Origin of the sequence: Achromobacter pestifer (assembly GCF_013267355.1) — a bacterium.
Taxonomy (GTDB): Bacteria; Pseudomonadota; Gammaproteobacteria; order Burkholderiales; family Burkholderiaceae_B; genus Achromobacter; species Achromobacter pestifer_A.
Map to the genome: position 1 here is coordinate 3,131,751 of NZ_CP053985.1, position 24,652 is coordinate 3,156,402.

The window sequence follows — 24,652 nt, forward strand, 5'->3', positions numbered from 1 at the left end:
ATGAACGCAGTGCATATACATTGCTCCAGGCTGATCTGACCCATTCATGAAAACCCGATCCGAAACGAGTCCCGCTACTTCCGAGCCCCGCTCCCTGCTGCGGATTCTCGGCATCTTTGAGGTGCTGGCGCGCGGGACCGGCGGCGCCACGCTCGCGGAACTGAGCAGCGAGCTCGAGGCCCCCAAGAGCAGCCTGCTCTTGTTGTTGCGGCCCTTGGTGGCCCATAAGTACCTGATGCACGCGGCCGGGCGCTATGAGCTGGGGCCATCCATCTTCCAGTTGTCGGCCGAGGTACTGGCCAGCGCGGGCGTCACCAAGATCCTGCGGCCCTATATCGAGGAGCTGGCGGCGCGTTGCGAGGAAAGCGTGTTCCTGGCGTTGATCGACAAGGAAGCGAAGACGGTTACCTATATCGATGGCATCGACAGCAAGCAACCGGTCCGGTACTCGGTGCCGATCGGCACGAAGCGGCCGCTGCACGTGTCGGCCGCGGGTAAGCTGCTGTTCGCGTTTCAGGACCAGGCTTGGCAAAAGAAATACCTCAAGGCCGCAAAACTCAAGCCCATGACTGGCAAGCCTCTGCCGGACAAGGAGGCTTTCGAGTTACAGCTGCAGGAAATACGCGCGTCCGGAATTGCGGTGAGCATGGGTGAGGCAGTTGCAGGCGCATCCGGCATCGCCGCGCCGATCATCAAGGCTGACGGCACCGCCAGCTACGCCCTGATGATTGCGGCGCCCAGCGACCGTTTCGTGCAGTCGCTGCCCGCCTTGCGGCAGCTGCTGCAGGAAGTGGCCGCGGATGCTTCCGCAACCTTACGGCATATGCCCGGCAACTGAGGCCTGCGCCAGCTCGCTGCGCCATTGTGTCTGTTCGTCGGGCGATAACCATCCCGTCAGCGCCGCTTCCATCGTGCTGGCGCTGGCGGCCTCGGGCGGCGTTGGTTTTCGGGGGGCCGTGCGCGAGAAGCGCGGGGCAGGCGCCGGCTGCATGACGCCGGCGACCTCGATCAGGACTTCCCGCTCCCGCATATGAGGGTGCTCGGCGGCCTGGTCCAGCGATAGCACCGGCGCCACGCATACGTCCGTCGTACCGAGCAGTTCACACCATTGCGCCTGCGTCTTCTTCCTGAAAGCGTCGGCGAGGATGGACCTGGCCAGCGGCCATCCGTCGCGGTCGGCCTGGCGGCCGAGTGATTCACGGTCCAGGCCCATGAGTTCGAGCAGCTTGTCGTGGAACTTGCGTTCCAGCGGCGCGACGGATATCCACTTGCCATCGGCGCACTCGTAGACATCATAGAAATAAGCGCCAGAATCCAGCATGTTGTGGCCACGCTTGTCGTTCCAAAGCCCGGCCGCATGCAGGCCGAACAGGGAGGTCGCGAGCGAAGCGGTGCCGTCCACGATGGCGGCATCGACGACCTGGCCCTGTCCTGACCGAGCCGCTTCGATGATGGCGGCGAGTACGCCCAGGGCCAGGTACAACGCGCCGCCGCCGAAGTCTCCCACCAGATTCAGGGGCGGGGTGGGCGGCTGGCCTTCGCGGCCCATGGCGTGCAACACGCCGGTCAGGCCGATGTAATTGAGATCATGGCCGGCTACCTGGGCCAGCGGCCCGGTCTGGCCCCAGCCTGTCATCCGGCCGTAGACCAGCCGTGGATTGCGCGCCAGACAGGAGTCGGGTCCCAGTCCCAGGCGTTCCATCACACCGGGCCGGAAGCCCTCGAGCAGGGCGTCGGCGCCTTCGATGAGGCGCAGCACCAGACCCCGCGCCGCGGCGCTCTTGAGGTCCAGGGCGATGGCCTTGCGGTTGCGCAACAGCAAGTTGAACCTGAGCGGACGCTCGATGCCCAGCGACGGGGGTTCGGGCCGGTCTATGCGCAGCACGGTAGCGCCCAGATCCGCGAGCAGCATTGCGGCCATCGGGCAGGGGCCTATGCCTGCGAACTCGATGATCTTGATTCCCTTGAGCGGACCCATCATGCGTCTCCCTGGCCGGCCAGGGGCGTCTGGGCGCCAGGCGCCGGGCTGGCGGGCGTCGGCACGAGGTAGAGCGCGCGGCCGCTGGCGATGAGATTGCCCTCCGTGTCCAACACGCGGGCATGGGCGGTCGCGAAACGCCTGCCCAGGTGTATGACCTGGCCTTCGGCCCGCAAGTCGCCGGGTTTGGCCATGCGGTGGAAGTCTACATGCATGTCGATCGTTGGGACGGGAACGCCCACTTTCAGGGCGACCGCATAGTCGCCGGCGGCGTCGATCAGCGTGGCAAGTATGCCGCCATGCGTGGAGCGGACATCCGGGTTCGAAATGAGTTCCTCACGCCATCGGATGCCGAGCGCGATGCCGTTGTCATCGGCTCGCAGTACGGACATGCCCAACCATCGGTTCAAGGGACTGCGGTTGACGATGCGGCTTGCCTCTGTGAATGCGGTGGAACTCATAAGGCCTCATGTGGCTAGGTTTGCCCAACGGCCTTCGGCCGGGTGCGTCAGTGTTTTATTGGTTCATAATTATGAACGTCATTCATAAATATAACGATGGAGAAAAAGAAGTGTCAAGGTCGGAAATCCCGAGCCTCGCTTGTCGGCAGACGCTGTCAGACGGCCTGTTCCGTGGCCGGTTGGCGTGCGGGCGTTCCGATGGCGCTTCTCACAGCGGCAAGCACGTCATCGCAGGTGCGCGACACCGCATCCGCCGATCCGCTGACGCCCAGCTGGTTCAGACGTGCATCGAGCTGGGCAAGCTGTTCGGCCAGAGCGGGCAGGCGGAAGATGGCCAGCATGCCGCGCAGTGCATGCAGTTCGCCGCGCAGGCGGCCGCCGTCTTCGTCCTTGGCGGCCTGCTTGATGGCTGTCAGGGACTGCGTACAGGATTGCTCGAGCGTGCGCAGCAGCGCTGGCGGAAAGGCGCGTCCCCCCAATAGGGTCTGCAGGCCGGTTGTATCCGGGGGCGGCGATTGCGGGTGCCGTCCGGCAGAGGGCTCCAGTCCGCACACCTCCTGCAAGGCGCGTTCGAGTTCGGCCAGCGGCAGGGGCTTGGTCAGTACCCGCGTGATGCCGGCTTCGGTACAACGTTGCCGCTCGCGTTCCGTCACGCAAGCGGTGGCGGCAATCACAGGCATGTCCGGCCAGGTGGAGCCGGCCAGGCGCGCCAGCGTATAGCCATCCATGCCGGGCATCGCCAAATCGCTCACCAATACGTCATAGCGCCGCGATTCCAGTAGCGTACAAGCCTGGAAGCCGCTCTCCGCCAGATCGACCTCGCAACCCAGCAGCTTGAATTGTTCCTCGAAGAGGTTGCGGTTGGCGGCGTTGTCCTCGGCCACCAGCACGCGCAGAGCACGCCGCGGATGATCCAGCGGCGGCGTCGGAGCGGAGGAAGGCGTGGGCAGAGGCGTGCCCTGCAATGTATGACGCAACGCCGAGGCCAGCCCTTGCATCCCGTACATCGACACGCTGAGCTTGTGTCCCGCGTCCTGCGGCATGACGGGCCCCAGCATGCCGCAGTCGATCACCCACGAGGACTGGTCCAGCAAGCGGCTTTCATCGTGTGGCTGCCAGCCCTGCTTGTCGCCCCAGATGATGAGCGTCGTCGCTTCTTCCAGGATGTCTTCGTTCAGTTCGGACGGGTGGCGGCTTGCGGCGACCCGCAGGCCCCAGGAGCGCAAGGCCACTTCGAGGCGATGGCGGCAGCTGTCGCGCGCCGCCAGCAGTATGACCTGTTCGCCGGCGAACCATGGCCTGGCGGCCTGGCCGGCTTGCGCGCCCAGAGGCAGGGTGAATGCGAACAGGCTGCCGCGTCCGGGCTCGCTGTGCACGGACAGGGCGCCACCCATCGCGTCCACCAGCCGGCAACACAAGGTCAGACCCAGGCCAGTGCCGCCGTAGCGCCGGCCTATGGTGGCGTCGGCTTGGCTGAAGGCGCGGAAGACGCTCTGCGTCTGTTCCTCGGTCAGGCCGATACCACTGTCCTCGATCTCGATCATGATGCGGGCTGCGGCGGCGTCGGGTCGCAAGCGCAGCACCACCTCGCCGTGATCCGTGAACTTGATCGCATTGGACAGCAGGTTGTGGATCACCTGGCCCAGCCGGGTGGGGTCTCCCTGCATGGGTTGTGTCAGCGTTGTACCCAGTTCGCCAAGCAAGGCCAATCCCTTGGCCTGGGCTTGGGGCGCGAACATGGACAAGGCGCGGGCCGCGATCTCGGTCAGATCGAATTCGGTTTTTTCCAGGCTGAGTTCGCCGGCCTCGATCTTGGAGAAATCCAGCACGTCGCTGATCGTGCCCAGCAGCAGGCCGGACGAGGCCCGTATGGTCTCGAGCCGGTTGCGCTGAGCCGGCGTCAGGTGCGATCGTGAAAATAGTTCCAGATGTCCCAGGATGGCGTGCAGCGGCGTGCGGATTTCGTGGCTCATCGCCGCAAGAAAGCCCGACTTGGCGGCATTGCCGCGGTCAGCTGCGGCCTTGGCCTCGCGCAGGCGCTGCGCGAGCAGGTATTTTTCGGTGACATCGATAAACGCGGCCACGACCACGTTCGAGCCCCGGTAGCGGGCGCCCGCCATGCTGACGGACAAGGTGATGGGGTTACCGTCGCGCGCCACGAACGAGAGGTCTTCCTCGATCACATCCGTGTCGCGCTTGCCGCCGGCTTCGCCCGAGCGGCGCCGGTAGCGATTGGCCAACTCCGCGGACAGGCTGAATTTCCCCGCGCCGACGCGCGCGGTCATTTTCTCCATGGTCGGGCTGTGCAGCAGCGGACTGCCGCTGGCCGCATCGATCAACCCAAGTCCGACGGGGGCGGTTTCGATGAGGGTGCGGTTGAGATGTTCGCTTTCCAGCGCCAGCCTGGAGCGATTCATCAAAGGCCGGACCACGCGCAGCTCGAAGTAAAGCAGCAGGGCCCATATGAGCGCCAGCGTTGCCGCCGTCATGGTCGCGGGCGTGGTCAGCTGCGCGCCGATCGCGCGCACGATGCTGCTCCAGTCCTGCGTGAAGACCAGCACCCAGTCCGTGGGACCCAGGCCCTCCGAAATGGAGACCTGGCCTGAGCGCGTCCTTTCCTGGCGTGTGCCGGCGGGAATGTCGGCAAGTTCGGCCGCGGGCGCCGTGTCCTGCGCGGCGTCGGCAACCGCGCCGGGCGACGAGGCTATCAGTTGGCCGCTGGCAGACATGATGGCGAAGTCGCCGGCCTGCTGGTGTGCGGCTTGCGAAACGCCGGGCTGCAAGGGCGCATACTCCGTCACCAGCACGGCGACAGGCATGCCCTTGTCCAGTATGGTTCCGCCAATGCGGAATACCTGCTTGCCGGTGATTGGATTGGCGACGGGAGGAATCCAGCGCAGGGGGCGCCAGGTATCCGTGCCTGCGTCCGTGGCGATCAGCATGCGCCGGCTGACCTCGCCCGTCAGCAGGGCCAGATATCGGTCGCGGTCCGCCAGGATCCTGTGGCGGATGGTCTCGGCGGGGGCGGGGACCAAGCCGGCGATGCTGCCGTTGACGCCGAAAAAAAACGATGCCAGCGAGTTGTCGTGGGCGGCAGCGCCGCCGGACGGAATGCGGCCGATCTGCTCGGCCAGATTGAGGAACTTACCCAGCGCCGCATTCGTGACCCGGCCGCTGCCCGATCCCAGTATCCATTGCGAGCGGGAATCCTCGTCGGATTCCAGCAGCAGCTCTTCGCCCTGGCTGCGGTACTTCTCGATCTGCGCGGCGTCGAAGGCTGCGGCTTCCCGCCACATCAGCTCAGCGCTGGCCAGGTTGATGCGGAATGCGTTCTCGCGGGTATAGATTTCCTTCATGAGCACGGCGTGTTCAGCTATGAAGGACTGGCGCACGTACTCCAGGTACTTTTCGGCGGTGGTCTTGGCTTCCAGGACAAAGGTCAGCAGCACCGCGACCGTGATCAGCACGCCGCCGCCCAGGCTCTGCCAGCGCTGGAAGCGGCGAAAGCGCGTCACGGTGTCGAGCCGCGAGGGGCTCAGGCGGTGGCGTAGTCGAATCAAGATGCGAGAGGGTGCGAGTGGAGCAACGCCGGCATGTCGTCGCGGATGGGCGGGCGCAGCGGGTCGCGGGCGAGGATGCCGTCACTTGAACATTCTTTCGATGTGCCCGGCGCAAAGCAATGCAGGCAGTTTTGATCCAAATCAAACAGCGGGCATATCAGGCCTTGACGTGCATGGCATGTCGACATTGCACAAGGGACAGGAATGGCGGGATTCGGGGGGGTTCAAGCGATCTCTTCGCTCTGCGCTTCGGGCAGCACCGTGTCGGCCATCGGCGCAGCGGTCAGATCCGGCAAGGTGGCGCAGCCGTACCGGATCAGATCTGCATCGCGTTCGATGCCCAGCTTTCTCATTGCGCTGCGCTTCTGCGAACTGACCGTCTGCACGCTGCGGCTGGATATCCGGGAGATCTCGGTGATGGTGGCGCCCGCGCAGAACAGACGGACGATCTCGGCTTCCCGGCGCGTCAACCGCGGTTGATCCACGGAAAGGGACTCACGGATGATCATGTCCTTGACCGTCGGCGAATAGTAGGTCCGGCCGCGGTTCATCGCATGTATCGCCTCGGCGATGTGGCGCGTGGAATCGGCCTTGCTGAGGATGCATAGGTCTCGTTCCGCGAGTAGTGCCCGCAGCAGCGTGGGGTGCTCGACCATGGTGAGCACGGCGACGCGCAGCGCGGGGAAGCGCCGCCGCAGAAAACCGATGAGTACCAGGCCATCGCCGTGCTTGCCGCCGGGCATCGCGTAGTCCGATACCACCGCGTCGCAGGGCTGCGCTTCCAGCAGGGTGATCAGGTCCGTGGAGTTCCGGGCGCAGCCGATCACTTCAATGGTCGGGTCGCGGGCGAGCTCATGGCTCACGCCCAGGGACACGATGGGATGATCGTCGGCGACGATGACGCGGATGCGGCCATATGACATGTTTTCTTCCCCGTTTAACCAGAGACTGCTCCGGGAACTTCCCGCGCCCGTGGCCGGTTTCCGTCTGGAGTCGCCGGATGGCGTTTTGAACGCCGTATGCGTGTAGCAGCGTGGATGATGCCGCTGCTGGACATATTACCGGTGGTGGGTAGGCGGAAGAATAGGAGGATTACGAAAGGGCCGAATCCCTGGCAGCCCCTATCGCAGTCGCGCCTCTCGCGAGCTCCAGTGGAATCATAGGAATACGACTTCAGTTTCGTAGTTTTCCCAAAGCCCCACGCCCACGCGCTCCGTATTCTGCCCGCAAGACTAGCGTCGCCCGGCATGGCCTGGAGCGGCGACCAGACGGGGTGGCTAACGCCTCCCGTGCGAGCCGGAAGATGGCAAGGGGAGAAGGGATGAAAGGCGGACGATCCGGCACACCGGGGCAGGCGGGGGCGCGCTTGCGGCGCAAGCATTCAAACGCTGGCCGTAAGGTGGCCGTGATGCGCGCCGGGCTGGCCATGGCGCTATGCGCGGGTACTTCGTGGGCGCAGATCCCGGACGCGGGACGCGCCTTCCGGGATCTGGAATCGGCTTTGCCCGCAATGCCTTCGACCACGAGGGCTCCCGACGTGGAGCTGCCCGAGCCGCAGCCGCCCGCGCGCGCGTCGGGCGACGAGACGGCGGGGCCATCCGTCCTGGTGCGCGAGTTCCGCTTCGAAGGCAACCATGCCGTCGACGGAGCCACGCTGCAGGCGCTGCTGGCCGATCTGGCGGGCTCGGAGCTGATGTTGCCGGGCCTGCGAGCGGCCGCCGACCGCATCACCGCCTACTACCACGATCAGGGTTATGTGCTGGCGCGCGCCTACCTGCCGCCGCAGGATATCGATGCGGGCGTCCTCCGCATCACCGTGTTGGAGGGCAGCTATGGCGAGATTGACCTGAAGAACCGTTCAAGAGTCCGTGACGCGGTGCTGGAGCAGCCGCTCTCCACCTTGCGGTCCGGCGACGCGGTGCAAGCCCGTGAACTGGAACAGGCTTTGCTGCTGTTGAGCGACTTGCCCGGCGTGGTAGTGAAGGGTACGTTGCGGCCCGGCGCGGAAACCGGCACGACCAGTCTGCTGGTGGACGCGCAACCCGGGCCGCTCATCTTCGGCAGTGTCGATGCGGACAATTTCGGCGGCTACTACACCGGCGAATACCGGCTGAGCGGCAGCATCGGCATCAACAGCCCTTTGGGTCTGGGCGACCAGCTCCACCTGCGGCTGCTGAGCAGCGACCGCGACCAGCGCTACTACAACCTTGCCTATCAATTGCCGCTCGGCCCCTGGTCCACGCGTGTGGGCGTGGGCGCGTCCCGCATGCGCTACGGGCTGGGAAAGCGCTTCGAACCCTTGGGCGCGCATGGCCGCGCCGACGTCTCGACGGTGTTCATCCAGCAGCCGCTGGTGCGCAGCCGTAGCGCCAGCCTGCGGCTGCAGCTGCAGCATGAGCGCAAGCGTTTGGCCGACAGCATGGATCTATTCGACCTGACCAGCCGCAAGCGCGTCGGACTGTGGACGGTAGCCTTGACTGGCAGCAATGCGGACGGATGGTTTGGCGGCGGACAGAGCGCCTTGCATCTTTCGCACAGCCGCGGCCGGCTGCGCCTGGGCGACGCACAGGCCGAGCGCGAGGACCGCCAGACCGTGCGCGCTGGCGGCTGGTTCGCCAGGACCAATCTCTCGGCCAGCCGACTGCAGAACCTGGCGGGCCGCCTGCAGCTGTTCGCCCGGCTCGACGCGCAATGGGCCTCGAGGAACCTGGACAGCTCGGAGAAATTCAGCCTCGGCGGCCCGTACGGCGTGCGCGCCTATCCCTTGGGCGCGGCCAGCGGCGATGAGGGTTGGCTGGCCAGCGCCGAATTGCGCTATCAGCTGGCGCCTGGCTGGCAACTGAGCGCCTTCGCGGACCGCGGCGGCGTGCGCATCAACAAGCGCCGCTGGACGCGGGAGGACAACGGTGTCGACCTGGGCGCGGCGGGCATCGGCATTACGCAGTTCGGCTCGAATCATCAGGTGAGTCTGAGCGTGGCCTGGCCTATGGGGCGGCAGTTGCTTGCGACGCAAGCCGACCAGGAGCCGCGCTTCTGGCTTCAGGCCTCCCGGTACTTCTGACGCCGGCGTGTCGCGGGCGCACTTTTTCTTAACCGGCGCAACCTGCCATTCGGGCGGATCCGCCATTTTTGCGAGGCAATCATGAACAAGATTTATGCACTGGTATGGAACGAGGCCAGACAGTGCTGGAACGTGGCGCGCGAATCCGCGCGCTGCCGCGGGAAGAGGGGAGGCGGGAGGCGTGGCAGCGTCATGGCGCTGGCGCTGATCGGTCTGGCGGGCCTGTCTTGCGCCCATGCGGCACCCATGGGCGGCACGATCGGCGCCGGCAATGGCATCGGCGATATCCACACCACGCTGGACCAGAAGCAGGTGTCGATCAACCAGCACACGAACAAGCTGATCATCGACTGGAACAGTTTCAATATCGGCGCCGATGAGCGCGTCACCTTCAACCAGCCTGGCAGCGGCGCCATCGCGCTGAACAAGGTGAACGGCCTGTCCCCGAGTTCCATCCTGGGGCGCCTGGACGCCAATGGCCAGGTCTTCCTGGTCAACCCCAACGGCATCGTCTTCGGCAAGGGCGCCGAGGTCAATGTGGGCGGTCTGGTGGCATCGACCAAACTGCTCTCCGACGCCGATTTCCACGCGGGCAACCATCGCTTCGCGGGTTCGTCCGAGGCCTCTGTGCTGAACCAGGGCGTCATTACCGCGCGCGACCGGGGCAGCGTCGCGCTGCTGGGCGCCAAGGTCAGCAACCAGGGTGTGATCCAGGCGCGGCTGGGGCGGATCGCGCTGGCGGCGGGCAGCGAGTTCACCGTGAACTTCGACGGTAGTGGATTGCTGGACCTGCAGGTGAACGGCGCCGCGCTTTCCGCATTGGTCGAGAACGGCGGCATGTTGAGGGCCGACGGCGGACAGGTGCTGATGAGTGCCAGGGCGGCCGGCGCCGCCTTGCGCACAGTGGTCAACAGCCAGGGCATCATCGAAGCCAGAACGCTGCAAGGACAGGGCGGCAAGATCACGCTGGACGGCGGCAACGACGGCCTCGTGGTGGCAGCCGGAAAAATGAACGCCAGCGCGCTTTCCTCGCACGGCAACGGCGGCACGGTGGAGATGCGCGGGCAGCAGGTCAAGGTGCGGCTGGGGACCGAAATAGATGCACGGGCCTCCAATGGTGACGCGGGAACCTGGCGCATCGCGTCAGGAGATATCGGCGTGGGAGCCTCCGCAGCCGAGGCAAGCGCCAGCATCCATGCGGACACCATTGCCCGCAATCTTGCGGCATCGAACATCGTCTTGGAAAGCACAGTCGGCGATGTCGCGCTCAATGGCCCGATAGCGTGGAGCAGCGGCAATGCGCTCAGCCTGGTTTCGGCGGGTGGCATCTTGGCCAATGGCAGCTTGACCGCCTCAGGCCAGAACGGCGGGATCAGCATGTCCGCCGCCGGTCAGATTGCACTTAACGGCAAGACGGCTATCAGTGGCGTCAACGGCTCGTTGTCTTTGCAGGCACCGCAGGACCATGTGCTGGGTGACGGCGCGGCCGTGACGCTGTCCGGCGCGGGTGCGTCGTTCCGCGCCAATGGCCAGCGCTACGCGGTGATCCAGAACCTCGCCCAGTTGCAGGAGATCAACCGCAATCTGGGTGGGTTGTATGTGTTGGGCAATAACCTGAGCGGGCGCGGCAAGATCGACCCCATCGGGGGCGCGTACGGCACGTTCTCGGGCGTCTTCGACGGCCTGGGCAACAAGCTGAGCGGTTTCTCGGTCAGCGGAGCTGGCCCCAATGTGGGCCTGTTTGCCGCGTCGTCCGGCAGTATCCGCAATACCCACCTGGTATCGATGGAAGTTACTGCGCTGTCTAGCGGACCGGGGACCATTTCGATGGGCGGGCTGGTGGGGCGAAACTCGGGCCAGATCGTCAACGTAACGACGGAAAAGATGTACGTGAGGGGCAATTCTTACCACCGCAATGTGGCGGGTGGACTGGTGGGCACCAACGTGGGCGGCAGCATCGACCGCGCCACCGCCGGGGGCACCATGTACGCGAGTTCCCACACGGTTGCCATGGGAGGACTGGTGGGCGAAAACCTGAACTCCGCGCTGAGCCGCGGCAGCATCACCCGCAGCATCGCGAAAAATGCCATATCGGGATCGATGCAGCGCGATGACCTTGGCGGCATGGGCGGTCTGGTCGGTGTGAACCGTGGCTTGATTGCGGATTCGTCCAGCCATGCAAACACCCAGGCCGGCGGCGCTGGCCACAATGTCGGCGGGTTGGTCGGCAACAATCTGGGCGGCGACATCGAACGCTCGTTCTCGGCCGGCCGCGTCCAGAATGGCGGCAGCGGCAACACCGGCGGCTTGGTGGGCTTGAATGGCGGGAATATTTCCGAGGCGATCGCCTATGGCAACGTCAGCGCTTCGAGCGGCGACGCGACCGGAGGCCTGGTGGGCCGGAGTCATAGCAACGGCGTGCTGCGGGACGTGAAGGCTGCCGGCGACGTGTCGGATTACTACGGCATCAATGTGGGCGGCTTGGTCGGCGCCAATCATGGGCGTATCGATACGGGCGAAGCGGGCGGCGCGGTGAACGCCAGCTACAACCGCGGCGGCGGCAGGGTGGGGGGGCTGGCGGGCTACAACAGCGGCACGATTGAAGCCTCGGTCGCCCGCGGCAAGGCCACGGGAGGCAGTTATGGGTACGTCGGCGGACTGGTCGGCTACAACTCCGGCATGCTGGCGACGGTCGCCGCCAGCGGCAATGTGACGGCAGGGCAGAACAGTGCGGTCGGAGGGCTGGTCGGCGCCAACGAGGGCATGATTGTTTCCGCCATGGCCGATGGCAACGCTTACGGTGGCTACTACAGCCATGTGGGCGGCGTGGTGGGAGAGAACGGCGGCATGGGAGAAGTCCTACAGTCGTCCTCCGCGGGCATGGTGAGTGGTGCCCGCTATGCTTTCCTGGGTGGCCTCGCGGGTTTCAATCAGGGTGAGATTTCCTACTCCAGCGCCAGCGGCCAGGTGAAGTCCGACAACTACCTCTATCAGCGCCATGGCGGCCTGGCTGGCGTGAACCACGGGGTTCTGCGCGCCAATAGCACCTTCGGGCTGGCATCCCTGGTGCAACCGGTGGGCTTGAACCAAGGTGTCATCGAACCCTGACGCTCAGCGCATGGGCAAGGCCATGGACGCTTGCGCGGCCATGGCCTTGTATCAGGATCGCCCCAATCTCAAGGAAATTCGAAGGTGAACTCGGCGCTGCCGTCGGCGGTGCCGGCCTTTACCGCGCCGTCGGCCGGCGCCGTGCGGACGTAATGGGCCCGCAGCGCCAGCACGGCCTGATCGCCCACGCGCTGCATGTCATACGCGGCGCCGTAGCGGACGGGCGTATTGGCGGTGTCGTTGAACATGGCGATGCCTATACCCTGGGCCGTTTCCGATCCTGGCTTCAGGCTAAGCACATGAGGATCCGCGTTCTGGCCGTACTTGTCGGCAAAGGTGATGGTGGGTTTGGCTGCGGCGCTGCATTGGCTAAGCGTGATGGAGAAATCCTTGGAGGGCGAGGCGGCCCCAGGTGCGTCGAAGGTGGAGACAGGCCAGTCTCCCAGCGATACCGGTATGGTCCGGTAGGTGCCGACTTCGCATTTGTTGGGCACGATAACGCCCGTGCCGCCGCCGATCCCGATGACACCCGTACCCTGGTAGGAAAAGGGTTGATTGCCGCAGGCGCCAGGAATGCCGGGCGTCCACACGGGAAAACTCTGGATGCTGTCGCCATAGCCCACCCTGCCCTGCTGATAGTTGATGGCGTACAGCGTCAAGATGATGTTGGGGTCCACGCCCGTCACTTTCAATTCCCCGCTGGGCAGATTGGCGGGTGAGTCGAGCAATACCAGGCGCTGTATGTATTCGGTGACGGTGGAACTCTTTTGCGACCATGACCCGGAGGTGTCGTAGTACACGGGGCGCTTGTCCATGACCACGGGTAACGCGCCGGGCTTGATCCTTCTTTCGACGCCGTCAGCGCCCATGACGGATACCTGCAATCCGATGCCTGGCACATTGGTCCGCGCCGTGCCGTCGGCGGCTACGCCGACGTTGGGGCCCCATTGCGCCGCCGCCACCATTTCGTGGAGCACGCCTGGCGACACTCCCGAGCCGAACTGGAAGTTATTGAATAGCCCGGCGCCCCGCTCGAATAGGACGTCGCCGATCCGCGATGAGCTGGTCAATGGAGCGACTTCGCGCCAGGGGCCGCCGGCCTGATTCGATTGGGTGCAGTTGATGGCGGGCCGCGTCATGATCAGTTCGCCATGGGCCGGGGCGCATTGCAACGTTACCGCGGCGGCCAGCAAGGCGTAGGCGGGCCGGGCCGGCTTGCCCCGCCGGGCGCGCGCGGGGGTAGGATGTTGGGTCATCTGGTTTTCTCCTGGATACCGGGACCAGCCCGGACTCAATCTGCGGGCACGAGCGCCGCCTCGCCGAAGATCAGGTCGCCGGCGTCGCCGGCGGCCTCATATCGCAGCGTGGCCGCGCCTGCGCGCGGCGGCGGGGCGGCGGGCAGCGCGTAGCGGGTGGTGGCATAGGGCGCCAGCGTCAAGCCATCCATGCGCTGGGTGCCGCTTGCGGCTGGAACCTCGAGCCGCGCCAGCGATACGTGAAAGGGCGTTGGGTTATGCGCCTCCAGTTGCCATGGCGCGGCGGCGTCGCTTGCGCGTCGGTATTTCCATGTGACCTGCGCCGGCGCCTCCCGCGGACTGCCTTGCAGTCCTGCTGGGCGGAACAGCACTTTCATCCGCAGCCGGAATGTCAGTTGAAGCTGGTTGCGGCGCGCAGGCGGAAGCGAGGGAATTTCAAGGAAATTGATCCAGAACACCGATTCGCGGTCAGGCGGCAAGGGCTCGCCGGTGTAGCGCAGCCGCAGCGCCTTGCGCTCGCCGGCGTCCAACCGGTAGACCGGCGGCGTCAGCATGAAGGGCGCGGGCAGCTCGCTGGGGTCGGTGCGCGTTTGCGCATGTTCCTGATCCAGCCAGGTTTGCACCAGGATGGGAACCTCCCCCGAGTTGCCGGTGTGCAGGGTCAGAGACCGGGCGTTCGCCGGGTAGACGAAGCGCGTGCCGATCACGGTCAGGCCGGCTTGCGCTCCGGCCGCCGTGGCGGTCAGCAGCAGGCTGGCGGCCAGGCGCAGGATCGAGGCTCCGTCTCGCAGGCGCTTCATCGCCGTGCCAGCGGGCCGGGGCTTGCGGGCCAGGGGCCATCCGCCGGGATTGGCGTGCAGGTGCGGGAGAGTTCGGCGTAGCCTTGGTCGCGCTGTCGCGCGCGCTCGGGCAGGGCGTATTCGATGCTACAACGCTGCTGCGCTCCGGGTCCCCATTGCACGACGATACGCCCCTGATCCTGCTCCACCCGCATGACGATGCGGCTGCCCTGGCCTACCGCGCCCACGGACTTGCCGCTGTTGGCGTCCAGCACTTCCGCGCCGAACGGCAGCGCGGCGCCGTCGGCTTGACGGCCGTTGATCAACACCGGGCGCGCCACGCGGGTGGGGTAGGTCAGCAGCACGACCGCGCCGGCGCGGGGCGCCACGTTGCGCGAGCTGGCCTGCAGTTCCACGTCGTCGGGGATATCGCGGGGGTCGATGTCGACGGTGTTGAGCTGGTATGGGCTCAGGCTGGCGACGACGCCATAGCCCCGGCCGTCCAGCCTGTCGCCGCCATATCCGATCAGCGCGCCTTCGGCGTCGTCGGCGCGCACCAGCGCCACCGTTTCACCCAGTGTCTGCGAGAAGGTCACGCCGCCAGCATGGGCGAGCACGCCGCCGGATGCGTTAAACGATGCCTGCCGGTAGCCGGAGCCTTGCGAGACGCCGGCGCCTACCCAGGCTTGCGGCAGCCGGTAGCCGATGTTCGCGCTTGCCGAGTTGGCGTTCTCGCGGCTGGCATGAGTTGCGGATACCGAGTATGTGCCGCGATTGGATTCGCCCACCGTGCCCGCGACCGAGGTGGTGAAGTTGGCGCCGGCGCGGGAATCTGCACTGTAGTAAGTATTTAGCGTGGGGGCGCCGCGTACGGCCTGGCCCAGGGGAATGGAGAGGTTCACGGTGACCAGGGTGGAGTTGTCGCGGCCGCCGCCCCGGTAGGCATTCCGGGTGGCGAGGTTCTGCATGCGCTGCACGCCAAGGGAATAGGAAATGTCGCGCCAGCGGTTGCTGTAGCCCAGCGCGAAGTTGATGGTGTTGCCATGGCCTTGCCAGTACTGGATGGCCGAGCCGGACAGATAGACGTTGCCGCCATTCGCGCCCAGTTGTTGGCTGATGTTCGCGTCGAGCCGGCCACGCGTGCGGCCCACGTCGCCGAACCAGCGGTAACGCCGGGGCGTGCCTTGCAGCGCGATGCTCTCGCGCAGGCCGACGAATCCGCTGGTGGAATAGCGGTAGGCCAGGAGCGAGAAGTTGGTGCCGCTATTGGGCAGGTTCTTGCTGTACGACAGGCGGTAGCTGGCGCCCGTCCGTGAGCCTTCCTCGGGTAGCCTGGCGCGCGACAGCGTGACGTCCGCGGCGAACGCGCCCATCGCGGTGTTCACCGCGGCTCCGGCCAGCGCGGAGCCATAGTGCCGGGTGAACGCAAGACCGCCGTATCCTGTGTACATATCGCCCAATCCGCGCTTCAGCGTGCCTTGGAACAGGTATTGCGAGCTGCTGCCCATCCCCAGGTCTATCGCCCGTCCGGCGGTGAGGTTGTACCGGCTGGCGCCGGGCCGCAGCAGCTGGACCGTCGTGGCGAACGGCACGACGAAGCTGCGCGTACTGCCGTCCGCCTCCACGATGCGTACGTCCAGGTCGCCGCCATATCCCGCTGCCTGCAGGTCCTCGATCGCGAAGGGGCCTGGCGCCACCGTGGTTTCGTATACGAGATAGCCGCGCTGGTACACCGTTACCTGGGCATTGCTGTTGGCCGTGCCGCGCACCACCGGGGTATAGGAGCGCAGCGCGCTGGGCAGCATGCGCTCGTCGCTGGCGAGCTGCACGCCGCGGAACGACACGGAGTCGAACAGATCGCCCTCGGTGGAGCTTTCGCCCATCAGCAGCTGCGACTTCCAGGCCGGCACATCGGTCTTCAGATAGGTATAGCCGCGTTGATAGCGGGCGCCATGGCCCGGAGACCAGGTGGCGCTGCCGTAGTGGCGCAGTCGGAACGCGCCCACGTTGAGGCCGACGTTCAGGCCGGCGTAGCCGCGCGTGGTTCGGCTGCCTCGGCTTTCCGAGGTGAAGAGGTTGCTGTTGTAGTTCAAGCGCGCCGCGGTCACGCCGCTTTCCCAGTTCGACGGGTCCACATAGGCGCCAGGAGCGGAAAGGCGCAGATAGTATTTGGGCACGGCCAGGTAGAGCTTCTGTTCGGCCACTTCCACTTTGACCTGCGCGCCAGGAACGTAGCGCGCCAGCTCGCCGCAGGCTCCGTCTGCGGACAGGGCGAGCATGCCGTCACCGCGCGCGGCCTTGTCCACGTCCAGGCCCAGGCGTCCCAGCAACGCGCTGTCGTAGCAGGGCCTGGCGCCGTCGCCGCCGGCCTGTTGGCGAAACAGCAGTTCTTCGACGCCGCGCCACTGACCGTTGACATAGACATCCAATCGGTGCGTGCCTGGCTCCATGAAGTTGCCGCGTTCGAAACGGGCGGTGTCGATGGCGGTTCCGCCCGCGCCCTGGAACATCATTTGCGGGTCAAAGAACGCTTGCTTGCCGTGCGCCGGCGCGGCCCAGACCGTCACCGCCAGCAGGGCCGCCGAGATGCCTGGCGCGGACCTGGACGCGGCCGAGCGCCGTTTCGCGGGACGAACGGGGTCAGGCAAGCGGGGGCAAGCCCTTGCGTATGGTTGTTCCATCGGGAAGTGTCAGCTCTTTGATGCACTGGCGCTGGCCGCGCCACGCTTTTATTCGGAAACGGCCTTTTCAGTCTTGCTTGTGCCGCCGTAATCGGTGATGACTTCGTATTGGACCGAGAACTTGCCTGCTGGCCTGGCTGCGCGTGGAATCTCGAAGCGCGCCTTTTCGAACGGCGCTACCATGCCGCCGGCTAGCGCGGTGCGTTTACTGTCTGCGATGAGATCGACGCTGGCGAAGGACACGTAGTAGGGAGTGGGGTTCGTGACTTCCAGCGTCTGCCCGTGCAACTTCCAGCGCAATAACGCCGGGGCGGCCTGCACGTTGGGACGCAGCGATGTTGGCCTGAAGAACACCTTGATGCGCGACCGGAACTGGAAGACCAGCACATTGGCCTCGTTCGGATCGCGTGGCGGCGTTTCCAGCACGTTCAGATAGAACAGGCTCTCGCGGTCGGCCGGCAGTGGCTCGCGGGTATAGGAAATCCGCAGCACTGCGCCGCTGTCCGGATCCACCCGCACGACCGCGGGCGCCAGCACGAAAGGCACGCGCATGTCCGCGGGCGAGGTGTCGGCGCTGCCGTCGTCCAGCCAGCTCTGCGCCAGGACGGGGCCGGCGCCCGCGTTGCGGATGGCCAGCGTCACGTCCCGGGCGTCCGGCGAAATGATCAGGCGGGTACTTTGCAACACGAGCCCGGCCTGGGCCGGAGCGGCCCAGGCGCACAGGGTCATGGCGCAAGCGGCTGCCAGGGATGAAACGATGCGTGCTACCGGCGCCATGACGGGTCCGCGCCTAGTTGTAGGAGAGCAGGTACTTGATGCTCGACGCGCCCGAACCGGCGCCCGCCGCACCGCCGACCTGGACGTACTTGGCGGCGTACTTCAGTTCCGCGGTGCCAGGGGTGCCGGTGATCGTGGCGACCTGCGGCGTGATTTCCGATCCGCCGATGGGGATGGTCGAGGTGTTGCCGGTGGCGTTGTTGCGGATCTGGATCTCCACGTTGGCGGCGCGATCGGCGTCCAGCAGCGCCAGATTGCCCGCCGGCGTGCCGTTGCTTGGATCGAACATGATGCGGACCTTCCTGCCGTCGGAGCAGCCTGCGCCGCCTGCGAGATTCAGCTGAAACTCGGCTTCGACGGCATTGCCCAGGCCCACTTCTTCCGGTGTGGGCGTGCCCAGCTGCACCGTTTGCGTGTTGCCCAGGCCAGGCGTGTTGCCGTTGATGTCGCAACCGGGAGCGCGGATCACGCCCATGAAATTGATGACGCCGTCCACCGCGTGGGCGGGAACCGGCGCAAGCACCGAGATCAAGGCTCCGGATGCCAGAAGAGAGGCGAGGAGACTGCGTTTCATTTTGTATTTCCTTCGAAGCTAGGCTTGCCCGCGGCGATCGACACCGGGCCCGGACGCGGGCCGGATCTGGGTCCTTGCGCAGCCGGAACGGGGCGATCTCTGGGGAGTTCATGTAAGGCCGGACACCGCGTATGCGGCGATGTCCAGGCGGCTCGTACCCGCCGGCCGCATGCGCGAATCTGCGCATGCCGGCGAGTACGGACACTGTATGGGGCAGGGCCGGGAAATTAAGTCGGAAGACAACGATTTCCGCGTCTGAGAAATACGAAATTGCGCCGGGCGGGAACTTGCCGCCGCAGGTAAGGCGTTCCGCGGGGCTTGGTTGCTAGTCTGCGCTGCTCAGCGGATGAACAAAGGTGTAGCCCTGGCCGTAGCTCGTGCGCAGCGGCAGTTCGATTCCTGCCATCCGCGCCCGGCGGCGCAGACGCCCGACCACGCTGGAGACGATGGCGCGCTGTAAATGCTCCGGGCGGCTTGCCGCGTCCGGCCAGACCTGCCTGTGGAGGTCCGAAATGCTGCAGTACTGGAAGTCATGGCCGCTCAGGCACGACAGCAGCGCATATTCCTTGTTGCTCAACGCGATATTGCCGGCGCTGTCAGGCGCGCGCAGCGTCTTCTCCGCCTCGATCAGCGCCCACTCGCGGACCGGCGTGACGCGGACGGTCGCGACAGTTCCGGTCAGGGCGCGCTGCTGCCGCGCCCGCGCTGCCGGGGCCGGGACGACTTCGCTCCGCAGGCGCGCGCGCAGTACCGAGGACAGGCGTTCCAGGCTATTCAGCGCCGCCAGCAGTTCGCCGGTGCCCGCATCCGAGGACAGGCAGGCGTCCGCGCCGGCGCAGATCAGTTCTGCCCGGGTATTGGAGGAATCGTGGGCTGTGATCATGACCACCAGTCCGGCGACGTAAGGGCTGCGCCGTGCGTATAGCGTGGCGGTCAGCCATTGCGCGCTGCCATGCATGACGACATAGTGCAGGCCGGGTTCGGCAAGCTGTTCCTGCAATCTGGCGGCGGATTGGGTCAGGCATACTACCTGAGCGCTATCGCTTAGTCCCTGCACCAGCGCCGCGGCGGGTTCTATCGCTTCGACGCAGGCGTGGACGGTGTGGTTGAACGCGGTTTTTTTCATGATAGATGGCCTGTGGTTCGTGGATGCCAGGGGGCTCATTTGTATTCAAGCGTGAAGGTGGCAGAGCCATTCGCCAGACCGGCGGTCACCTGGTTTGCGGTCTGGTAGTAGCGGGCATAGAACGGCAGGTTGTAGGTGGCATTTTTGGACATGCCCACCAAGTTGCTTTGGCCGTAGGTCACCGGCTGACGGTTCTTGTCCAGGATCTGGATGCCGACGCCGGTCGCGGCATTGGCGTCGGGGCTCAAGGCGATCACGCCGGGCGCGCCCGAGGCGTCGGGTTTGGCGTCCATCCGCAGGTACACCGCATTCAGTTCCGGCTTGGCTTCAAGGCAGTTCAGCGTGATGTTGAAGCGCTGTTCGGCCGCCGTGCTGCCTACCGAGCTGAACAGGTTTTTCCAGACCTTGCCGAGTTGAACGGGAGGCGTGGGAGCGGCGGTGCAGGAAGGGGTGACGATGGAGGTAGAGCGTCCGCTGATCCTCACTTGCAGGGCTTTTCCCGGCTCGTGGGACGAATACATCGTCGCGTACAGTCCTTCTTCAAGAGATCCGTTCCCGGTGGTTGGGGCGATCTTGAACAGCTGGGCATGAATTACCCAATTGGCGCTGGTACTTGTTCCGTAGCTGCCCTTGCCCATCTTTGAGATATGCGGGAAATACTGGGTCCCGTCAGATTCCCACATCCGAAAGCCGATTCGAATGCCGATGCCGGGAATGTTTGTCCGGAAGATGGAGTCGGTGGCTAGCTGTGTTCCCATGTGGATGGAGCCATTCCTGGACCCGTCAATGTTGCTCTTTCTGCAATCAATCAATATTGTTCCCTTGTGACTGACGGGGAATCTCTTGTCGGCGATTGGGCTTGTCCGACTCACTGGCGCATTCGGCGGCACGACCACGGGACCGAAATTGAGCGTGATCACATTCTTGTCGATCCCCTCTCCAAGCACGCATTGCGCGCGACTTTGCGACGCATACCCGCACAACATCAGCGCCAGGGACGCCAATGCCAGAATGCTGCCCGCACGATTCTTCTTGATGGCATGTTGGTCTTTCATTTCATGTCCGTTCATATGTCTTGCGATGTTCAATGTAGGCACTACTGGCACGTGTAGCTGACTTCACGTATGGGCGCGGGGCGGTCTTCTTCAGGCAAGCTGTAGGACACGGCGCAGCTGTCACTGGCGTTCCGGCCCCAGGTGATGCGCATCGCTCCCGACTGCTGTGCCCCAGTCACGAAGGCCTGGCCGTCCGCTCCAACGATGCCGATCTCCTGGCCCGTCTCGTCGTCGATGCGCGCGCCGAACGGCACCACGCTGTTGTCCTGGCGAGTCAGCGTCATCATCAGGCGAAAGCCCACGACCGTATCGAACCCCGCCTGTATCACCGCGCCGCGGGTGGGCACCAGGTTCACCGCCGCGTTCTTGACTTCGACGGTGTCGCCCAGATCGGCGGTGCGCATGGCCAGGCGGTTGGAACGGTACGGGCTCAGGCTCGGCACGATGGCGTAGCCGCTGGCGTTGGTGCTGACGCCGGGATGCGATTCGAAGCGCACATCCTCGGCCGACGGCGCGCGCACCAGCGCCACGGTTTCGCCCAGAGGCTGGCCGAGCGTCACGCCGCCGGCATGCGCCACGATGCCGCCTGACAGGCCCGCGCTGATCTGGTTGTAGTTGCGTCCTTGCGACGCGCCCAGGTCGAAGCGGCCGATCCTGGACAGGTAGCTGGCGTTGCCGGTGCTGCTGACGCCGTTCTGATTTGAGGTAGCGGCGGTCAGGTTGTAGGTAAGCTGATCGTCTTCCAGCGCGGATCCGAACACGCTGGCCTGGTGGCTGGTCTGGCCGTTGTTGCCCGTGACCACGGAATACTGGGCGCTGCTGCGCGACGCGCCCAGCGGGATCGACAGCGACAGCATGACCTGGCGGTCATTCGAGCCATTGCGGCCGGTGTTCATGTTGACGAAGACGTTGTAGCTGACCTGCCTGTAGAAGCCGGAGTACCCGACCTGTATCAGCCGCTCTTTCTCTTTCGTCTGCCAATAGGTCTGTTGGCGCGCCGACGCGTAGACCGAACCCCAGGAGCCGAGCGACTGGGCTACATCGAGCCGCAACTCGTTGCGGCGGTTGGGCATCCTGGAACCCTGCTCGAAATCGTCGACGCCGGTCGCTTCCTGGAAGGTCCGATAGCCGCTGGTGGAGTAGCGATATCCCGCGATGCGGAAGTTGGTACCGGCCTCGTCGAAGGATTTTGCATAAAGAAAGCGCACGGATTGTCCTTGGCTTTTCAGTCGCTCGGTGGAGGTGCGCGCATGCGACAGGTCCAAGGAAATCGCGCCAAAACTACGCAAGTTCTTGCCGACGCCCACCAGGCCCGATTGGTATATGTCCGCAGCGGTGACGCCGCCGTACAGCGAGAACTCGCTGCCCAGGCCGCGCGCCACGGTGCCTTGCACGAAGGTGGGTTCGCGCTCGTTCGACCCGTAGGCGTTGCGATAGCGTCCGGCGGTGGCGCTGTAGCGCCAGGTGCCTTCGCGCAACAGCGTGGGCACGGAGGCATAGGCCTGCACGTAGCGGTTCTGCCGGCCGTCCGATTCCGTAATCGTGACTTCCAGATCGCCGCCCGAGGACGTCGGGTACATATCGTCCAGCACGAAGGCGCCGGGCGCGACATAGGTGCTGTAGACGATGTAGCCGTTTTGCCTGACGGTGACGAGCGCGTTGGTCCGGGCGATGCCGCGTATGGTCGGCGCGTATCCCTGCATGCTGTCCGGCAGCATGGAGTCGTCCGACGAGACCTGCACGCCGCGAAACGGCACGCTGTCGAAGAAGTTGCCGGGCGTGTTGCCGTCACCGATCAGCAGCTGGCCATTGATCGAGCGCAAGTCCCGCTGCAGATTGGTTTCCATCGCTTGCCATTTGCCGCGGCCGTCGGAGCCGCGGTTGTAGTTGGAACTGTGGCGCAAGCGCCAGTCGCCGAAGTTGAAGCCGCCGCGCAAGCCGGCGAACCCCATGTAGGGCGATTCGGCGCCGCGGTTGGACGAGCCGCCGCCGCCTTGGCGGGACATGTTGAGCTGATAGTCCAGCAGGGCAGCGGTGATGCCTTTGTCCCAGCGTGCGGGATCGACGGCATCGCGGGCCGTGCGCTTGACCGCGGCCTGCGGAATGCTCAGATGCAGGCGCTGCTTGCCGCCATCGAAGTTCACGGTCGCATCCTGCACCAAGACGGCCAGGTCCACGCAGGCGCCGTCCGCGCCCGCTGATTCCGGCAGCGCGGCCATGTTGACGCCCCAGCTTTCCAGCTGATTGCGCGTCAGGCAGACCGAGGGCTGCTTCTGGCCGTCCTGCACCTCCACGATGATCTTGCTCTTGCCCACGGACTGCTCGTTGACGACCACGTCGGCCAGATACTCGCCCGGCAGGACGCTATTGCCGAAGCTGAAGATGGACAGATCCGCCTGCGGCTGGTCACCGCCCGTGCCCAGGAAATCCTGATTGAAGACAGCGCCCGCCGGCTCGGCGGCCTGGCCTGAAAAAGAGGCCAAGCCCAGCAACAGCGACGCCAATGCCGTGGATGTCGGCATGCGAACCTGCGATACGCCTTTCATTCGATCAACTCCGGGCGTTAGCGGCCTGCGGCAGGCGCGACGGGCTCGGCCTTGACGTGGACGGGGGCTTGCGCGCTGGGCACACGGACTTTTTCCTCGGGGGTCTCGGCGCCGTAGTCATTGATGGTGGTGAACACCACGTCCACGTCCCTGGGCGCGGACAATCCCGACAGCGGGTACTCCAGCACGCCGCCGGGCGGCACCATTCCGCCGTTGATCTCCTGCTGGCCGCCGTTGACGTTCAGCGTGGCGAAGGTGACGTGATAGGCGGACGGATTGGCGATCTTCAGCACCGCGCCCTTGCCGCCGGAGGAGACGGCCCATTGCAATTGCTGGCGCTGTTCACCAGGCTTGCCCGCCAGGCCGGCGGGCCGGTAGAACAGTTTGATGCGGGTGCGCACCGCGATCTGCAGCACGTTTTCGTCCTGGCTCTTTTCCGGGATTTCCTTGACGTTGAGCCAGAACACCGATTCGCGGTCTTGCGGCAGGCTGCCGGACAGGCGCAATATGCGCAGCACGTTTTCCTGGCCAGAATCCAGCCGCGACAGCGGCGGGCTGGCCACGAACGGCGTCTTGGTGTTGCCTTCGCCGGCATCGATCCAGGCTTGCACGACGTAGGGGGCCGTACCCGTGTTCTTGACGGGGATGGAGGACTCGCGTTCCTTCTCGTTGAAAATGACGCGGGTGCCGCCGACCATTACGCCGGCGCCGGCCGTGGCGTGCGCCAGCGTGGCCGCAAGGGCGAAGATCATGAAGGGGCGCGCCTTGAGCACGAACCGTTGCGCGATGTCTTTCAGCATGGGGATCTCGATGTTTTGCTCGCAAGCCATCCGGGGGCGATGGCGGCGATTCAGGTTGCGGTTCCGTGGGAACCGCCCGCTGCGTGGAGGCTTGCGGCCAGCCCCGCTTGCGTGGGGCTGGCGGTCTGGCAAAGCGGCGTCAGTTGTAGTTCACCGTGAACTGCGCGGTGGCGTTGGCCGGGCCGGGGGTGACGGAGGCGCCGGTCGAAACGTAGGCGGCTTCGAACTTCAGGTTGTTGGTGCCGAGGCCGAGAAAGTATTTCGGCGAAGCCGAGCCCAGGGCGATCTTCGAGTGCAAGACATCGCGAATTTCGACTGCTACGCCGGTGGCGTTGGCGGTCAGTCCGCCCGAATTCGCGATGGCCAGCACGTCGGTGCTGACGCTGTCCGGCGTGCCGCTGAACGTCACGCTCGCGCCCTTGGCCGATGCGCTGCAATCGGTCAGTTGGATTTCGAACTGCGCGGGAGTCGAATGCTTGCCCGCGGCGCCGTCCATGCTGGCGCGCGACACTTTGCCGAGCGGCACGACCAGATTGGTCGCACTGGGGGAGACGGAGCACGGCGCATCAACGATTTCGCCGTTGAATTGAATACGCCCGTCTTCGGCCAGGGCGGCTTGGGAAACCGCGGCGGCCGTGGCGAGCAGGGCAAACTTGGCAAGGGTGTTCTTGTTCATGGAAGTAAATATCCTGATAGTCGATTAATAATCAAAACGCCGCCTGTGGATTATTTAAAACAGATGGCGGCCGACTTTCGAAATGCTATCGATGGATTTTTAGGAATTAACTTCCGCTTGGTCCGGTTATTATCAAAATTCAATTCGAATATTGATAAAAAGGTGCAGAAAAATAATCAATTCTTCTGCTCATCCGAACTCCGAATCCTGCATT

Annotated in this window: 17 protein-coding genes; 3 read left to right on the forward strand and 14 right to left on the reverse strand. The window is 65.1% G+C overall.

All coding sequences use genetic code 11. The features are described 5' to 3' along the window. Positions 1–46: 46 nt before the first annotated feature. Positions 47–838 (forward strand): IclR family transcriptional regulator, encoded by a 792-nt coding sequence (locus tag FOC84_RS15215; protein ID WP_173145134.1) that lies wholly within the window; start codon positions 47–49, stop codon positions 836–838. On the opposite strand, the gene FOC84_RS15220 is transcribed toward FOC84_RS15215, so the two are convergent. The 4 genes from FOC84_RS15220 to FOC84_RS15235 all read right to left on the reverse strand — a co-directional run bounded on the left by FOC84_RS15220 (position 815) and on the right by FOC84_RS15235 (position 6,922). After that, complete coding sequence (locus FOC84_RS15220; RefSeq protein ID WP_302053202.1) at positions 815–1,978, reverse strand: CaiB/BaiF CoA transferase family protein; 1,164 nt, start codon at positions 1,976–1,978, stop codon at positions 815–817. The two genes, FOC84_RS15215 and FOC84_RS15220, sit on opposite strands and share 24 nt — an antisense overlap. Beyond that, positions 1,978–2,439, reverse strand: a complete 462-nt coding sequence (locus FOC84_RS15225) for a PaaI family thioesterase (protein ID WP_173145136.1) — start codon at positions 2,437–2,439, stop codon at positions 1,978–1,980. The genes FOC84_RS15220 and FOC84_RS15225 overlap by 1 nt, the downstream gene beginning before the upstream one ends. A 155-nt stretch (positions 2,440–2,594) precedes the next feature. Beyond that, complete coding sequence (locus FOC84_RS15230) at positions 2,595–5,999, reverse strand: ATP-binding protein (RefSeq protein ID WP_173145137.1); 3,405 nt, start codon at positions 5,997–5,999, stop codon at positions 2,595–2,597. 224 nt (positions 6,000–6,223) lie between these two features. Beyond that, positions 6,224–6,922, reverse strand: a complete 699-nt coding sequence (locus FOC84_RS15235) for a response regulator (protein WP_173145138.1) — start codon at positions 6,920–6,922, stop codon at positions 6,224–6,226. 398 nt (positions 6,923–7,320) lie between these two features. On the opposite strand from FOC84_RS15235, the gene FOC84_RS15240 reads away from it, so the two are divergent. Continuing rightward, positions 7,321–9,060 carry a ShlB/FhaC/HecB family hemolysin secretion/activation protein gene (locus tag FOC84_RS15240; protein WP_173145139.1) on the forward strand — a complete coding sequence of 580 codons (1,740 nt, stop codon included), beginning with the start codon at positions 7,321–7,323 and terminating at the stop codon, positions 9,058–9,060. 81 nt (positions 9,061–9,141) lie between these two features. Next, the gene (locus tag FOC84_RS15245; RefSeq protein WP_173145140.1) at positions 9,142–12,168 is read left to right on the forward strand and encodes a two-partner secretion domain-containing protein; all 3,027 of its coding nucleotides are present in this window, start codon (positions 9,142–9,144) and stop codon (positions 12,166–12,168) included. 68 nt (positions 12,169–12,236) lie between these two features. Here FOC84_RS15245 and FOC84_RS15250 read toward each other — a convergent pair whose 3' ends face one another. From FOC84_RS15250 to FOC84_RS15295, 10 genes are all read right to left on the reverse strand, one after another. After that, positions 12,237–13,424: a fimbrial protein gene (locus FOC84_RS15250; RefSeq protein WP_173145141.1), complete on the reverse strand. Its 1,188-nt coding sequence runs from the start codon at positions 13,422–13,424 to the stop codon at positions 12,237–12,239. A 35-nt stretch (positions 13,425–13,459) separates the two neighbouring features. After that, entirely contained in the window at positions 13,460–14,224 is a 765-nt protein-coding gene (locus tag FOC84_RS15255) for a fimbria/pilus periplasmic chaperone (protein ID WP_173145142.1), read from the reverse strand. Next, complete coding sequence (locus FOC84_RS15260) at positions 14,221–16,851, reverse strand: fimbria/pilus outer membrane usher protein (protein WP_173145143.1); 2,631 nt, start codon at positions 16,849–16,851, stop codon at positions 14,221–14,223. Before FOC84_RS15260 ends, FOC84_RS15255 begins: the two co-directional genes overlap by 4 nt. Before the next feature lie 81 nt (positions 16,852–16,932). Then, entirely contained in the window at positions 16,933–17,661 is a 729-nt protein-coding gene (locus tag FOC84_RS15265) for a fimbrial biogenesis chaperone (protein WP_173145144.1), read from the reverse strand. Between the two features lie 13 nt (positions 17,662–17,674). Next, positions 17,675–18,235, reverse strand: a complete 561-nt coding sequence (locus tag FOC84_RS15270; RefSeq protein ID WP_173145145.1) for a fimbrial protein — start codon at positions 18,233–18,235, stop codon at positions 17,675–17,677. Between the two features lie 325 nt (positions 18,236–18,560). Then, positions 18,561–19,361, reverse strand: coding sequence for a winged helix-turn-helix domain-containing protein (locus FOC84_RS15275; protein ID WP_173145146.1), 801 nt, complete (start codon positions 19,359–19,361; stop codon positions 18,561–18,563). Positions 19,362–19,396: 35 nt separating this feature from the next. Further along, positions 19,397–20,416 (reverse strand): fimbrial protein, encoded by a 1,020-nt coding sequence (locus FOC84_RS15280; RefSeq protein ID WP_173145147.1) that lies wholly within the window; start codon positions 20,414–20,416, stop codon positions 19,397–19,399. 41 nt (positions 20,417–20,457) lie between these two features. Next, positions 20,458–22,938 carry a fimbria/pilus outer membrane usher protein gene (locus FOC84_RS15285; protein ID WP_254241974.1) on the reverse strand — a complete coding sequence of 827 codons (2,481 nt, stop codon included), beginning with the start codon at positions 22,936–22,938 and terminating at the stop codon, positions 20,458–20,460. A gap of 41 nt (positions 22,939–22,979) precedes the next feature. Then, positions 22,980–23,762 (reverse strand): fimbrial biogenesis chaperone, encoded by a 783-nt coding sequence (locus FOC84_RS15290; protein ID WP_254241975.1) that lies wholly within the window; start codon positions 23,760–23,762, stop codon positions 22,980–22,982. A 139-nt stretch (positions 23,763–23,901) separates the two neighbouring features. Then, on the reverse strand, positions 23,902–24,438 hold the full coding sequence (locus tag FOC84_RS15295; RefSeq protein ID WP_173145150.1) for a fimbrial protein: 537 nt from the start codon (positions 24,436–24,438) through the stop codon (positions 23,902–23,904). Positions 24,439–24,652 lie beyond the last annotated feature (214 nt).

Coding starts and splice junctions, on each gene's coding strand:
- FOC84_RS15245 (WP_173145140.1), top strand. CDS start 9,142: ATGAACAAGATTTATGCACTGGTATGGAACGAGGCCAGACAGTGCTGG.
- FOC84_RS15215 (WP_173145134.1), top strand. CDS start 47: ATGAAAACCCGATCCGAAACGAGTCCCGCTACTTCCGAGCCCCGCTCC.
- FOC84_RS15280 (WP_173145147.1), bottom strand. CDS start 20,416: ATGAAAGACCAACATGCCATCAAGAAGAATCGTGCGGGCAGCATTCTG.
- FOC84_RS15235 (WP_173145138.1), bottom strand. CDS start 6,922: ATGTCATATGGCCGCATCCGCGTCATCGTCGCCGACGATCATCCCATC.
- FOC84_RS15250 (WP_173145141.1), bottom strand. CDS start 13,424: ATGACCCAACATCCTACCCCCGCGCGCGCCCGGCGGGGCAAGCCGGCC.
- FOC84_RS15255 (WP_173145142.1), bottom strand. CDS start 14,224: ATGAAGCGCCTGCGAGACGGAGCCTCGATCCTGCGCCTGGCCGCCAGC.
- FOC84_RS15295 (WP_173145150.1), bottom strand. CDS start 24,438: ATGAACAAGAACACCCTTGCCAAGTTTGCCCTGCTCGCCACGGCCGCC.
- FOC84_RS15270 (WP_173145145.1), bottom strand. CDS start 18,235: ATGAAACGCAGTCTCCTCGCCTCTCTTCTGGCATCCGGAGCCTTGATC.
- FOC84_RS15225 (WP_173145136.1), bottom strand. CDS start 2,439: ATGAGTTCCACCGCATTCACAGAGGCAAGCCGCATCGTCAACCGCAGT.
- FOC84_RS15275 (WP_173145146.1), bottom strand. CDS start 19,361: ATGAAAAAAACCGCGTTCAACCACACCGTCCACGCCTGCGTCGAAGCG.
- FOC84_RS15220 (WP_302053202.1), bottom strand. CDS start 1,978: ATGGGTCCGCTCAAGGGAATCAAGATCATCGAGTTCGCAGGCATAGGC.
- FOC84_RS15290 (WP_254241975.1), bottom strand. CDS start 23,762: ATGCTGAAAGACATCGCGCAACGGTTCGTGCTCAAGGCGCGCCCCTTC.
- FOC84_RS15285 (WP_254241974.1), bottom strand. CDS start 22,938: ATGCCGACATCCACGGCATTGGCGTCGCTGTTGCTGGGCTTGGCCTCT.
- FOC84_RS15240 (WP_173145139.1), top strand. CDS start 7,321: ATGAAAGGCGGACGATCCGGCACACCGGGGCAGGCGGGGGCGCGCTTG.
- FOC84_RS15265 (WP_173145144.1), bottom strand. CDS start 17,661: ATGGCGCCGGTAGCACGCATCGTTTCATCCCTGGCAGCCGCTTGCGCC.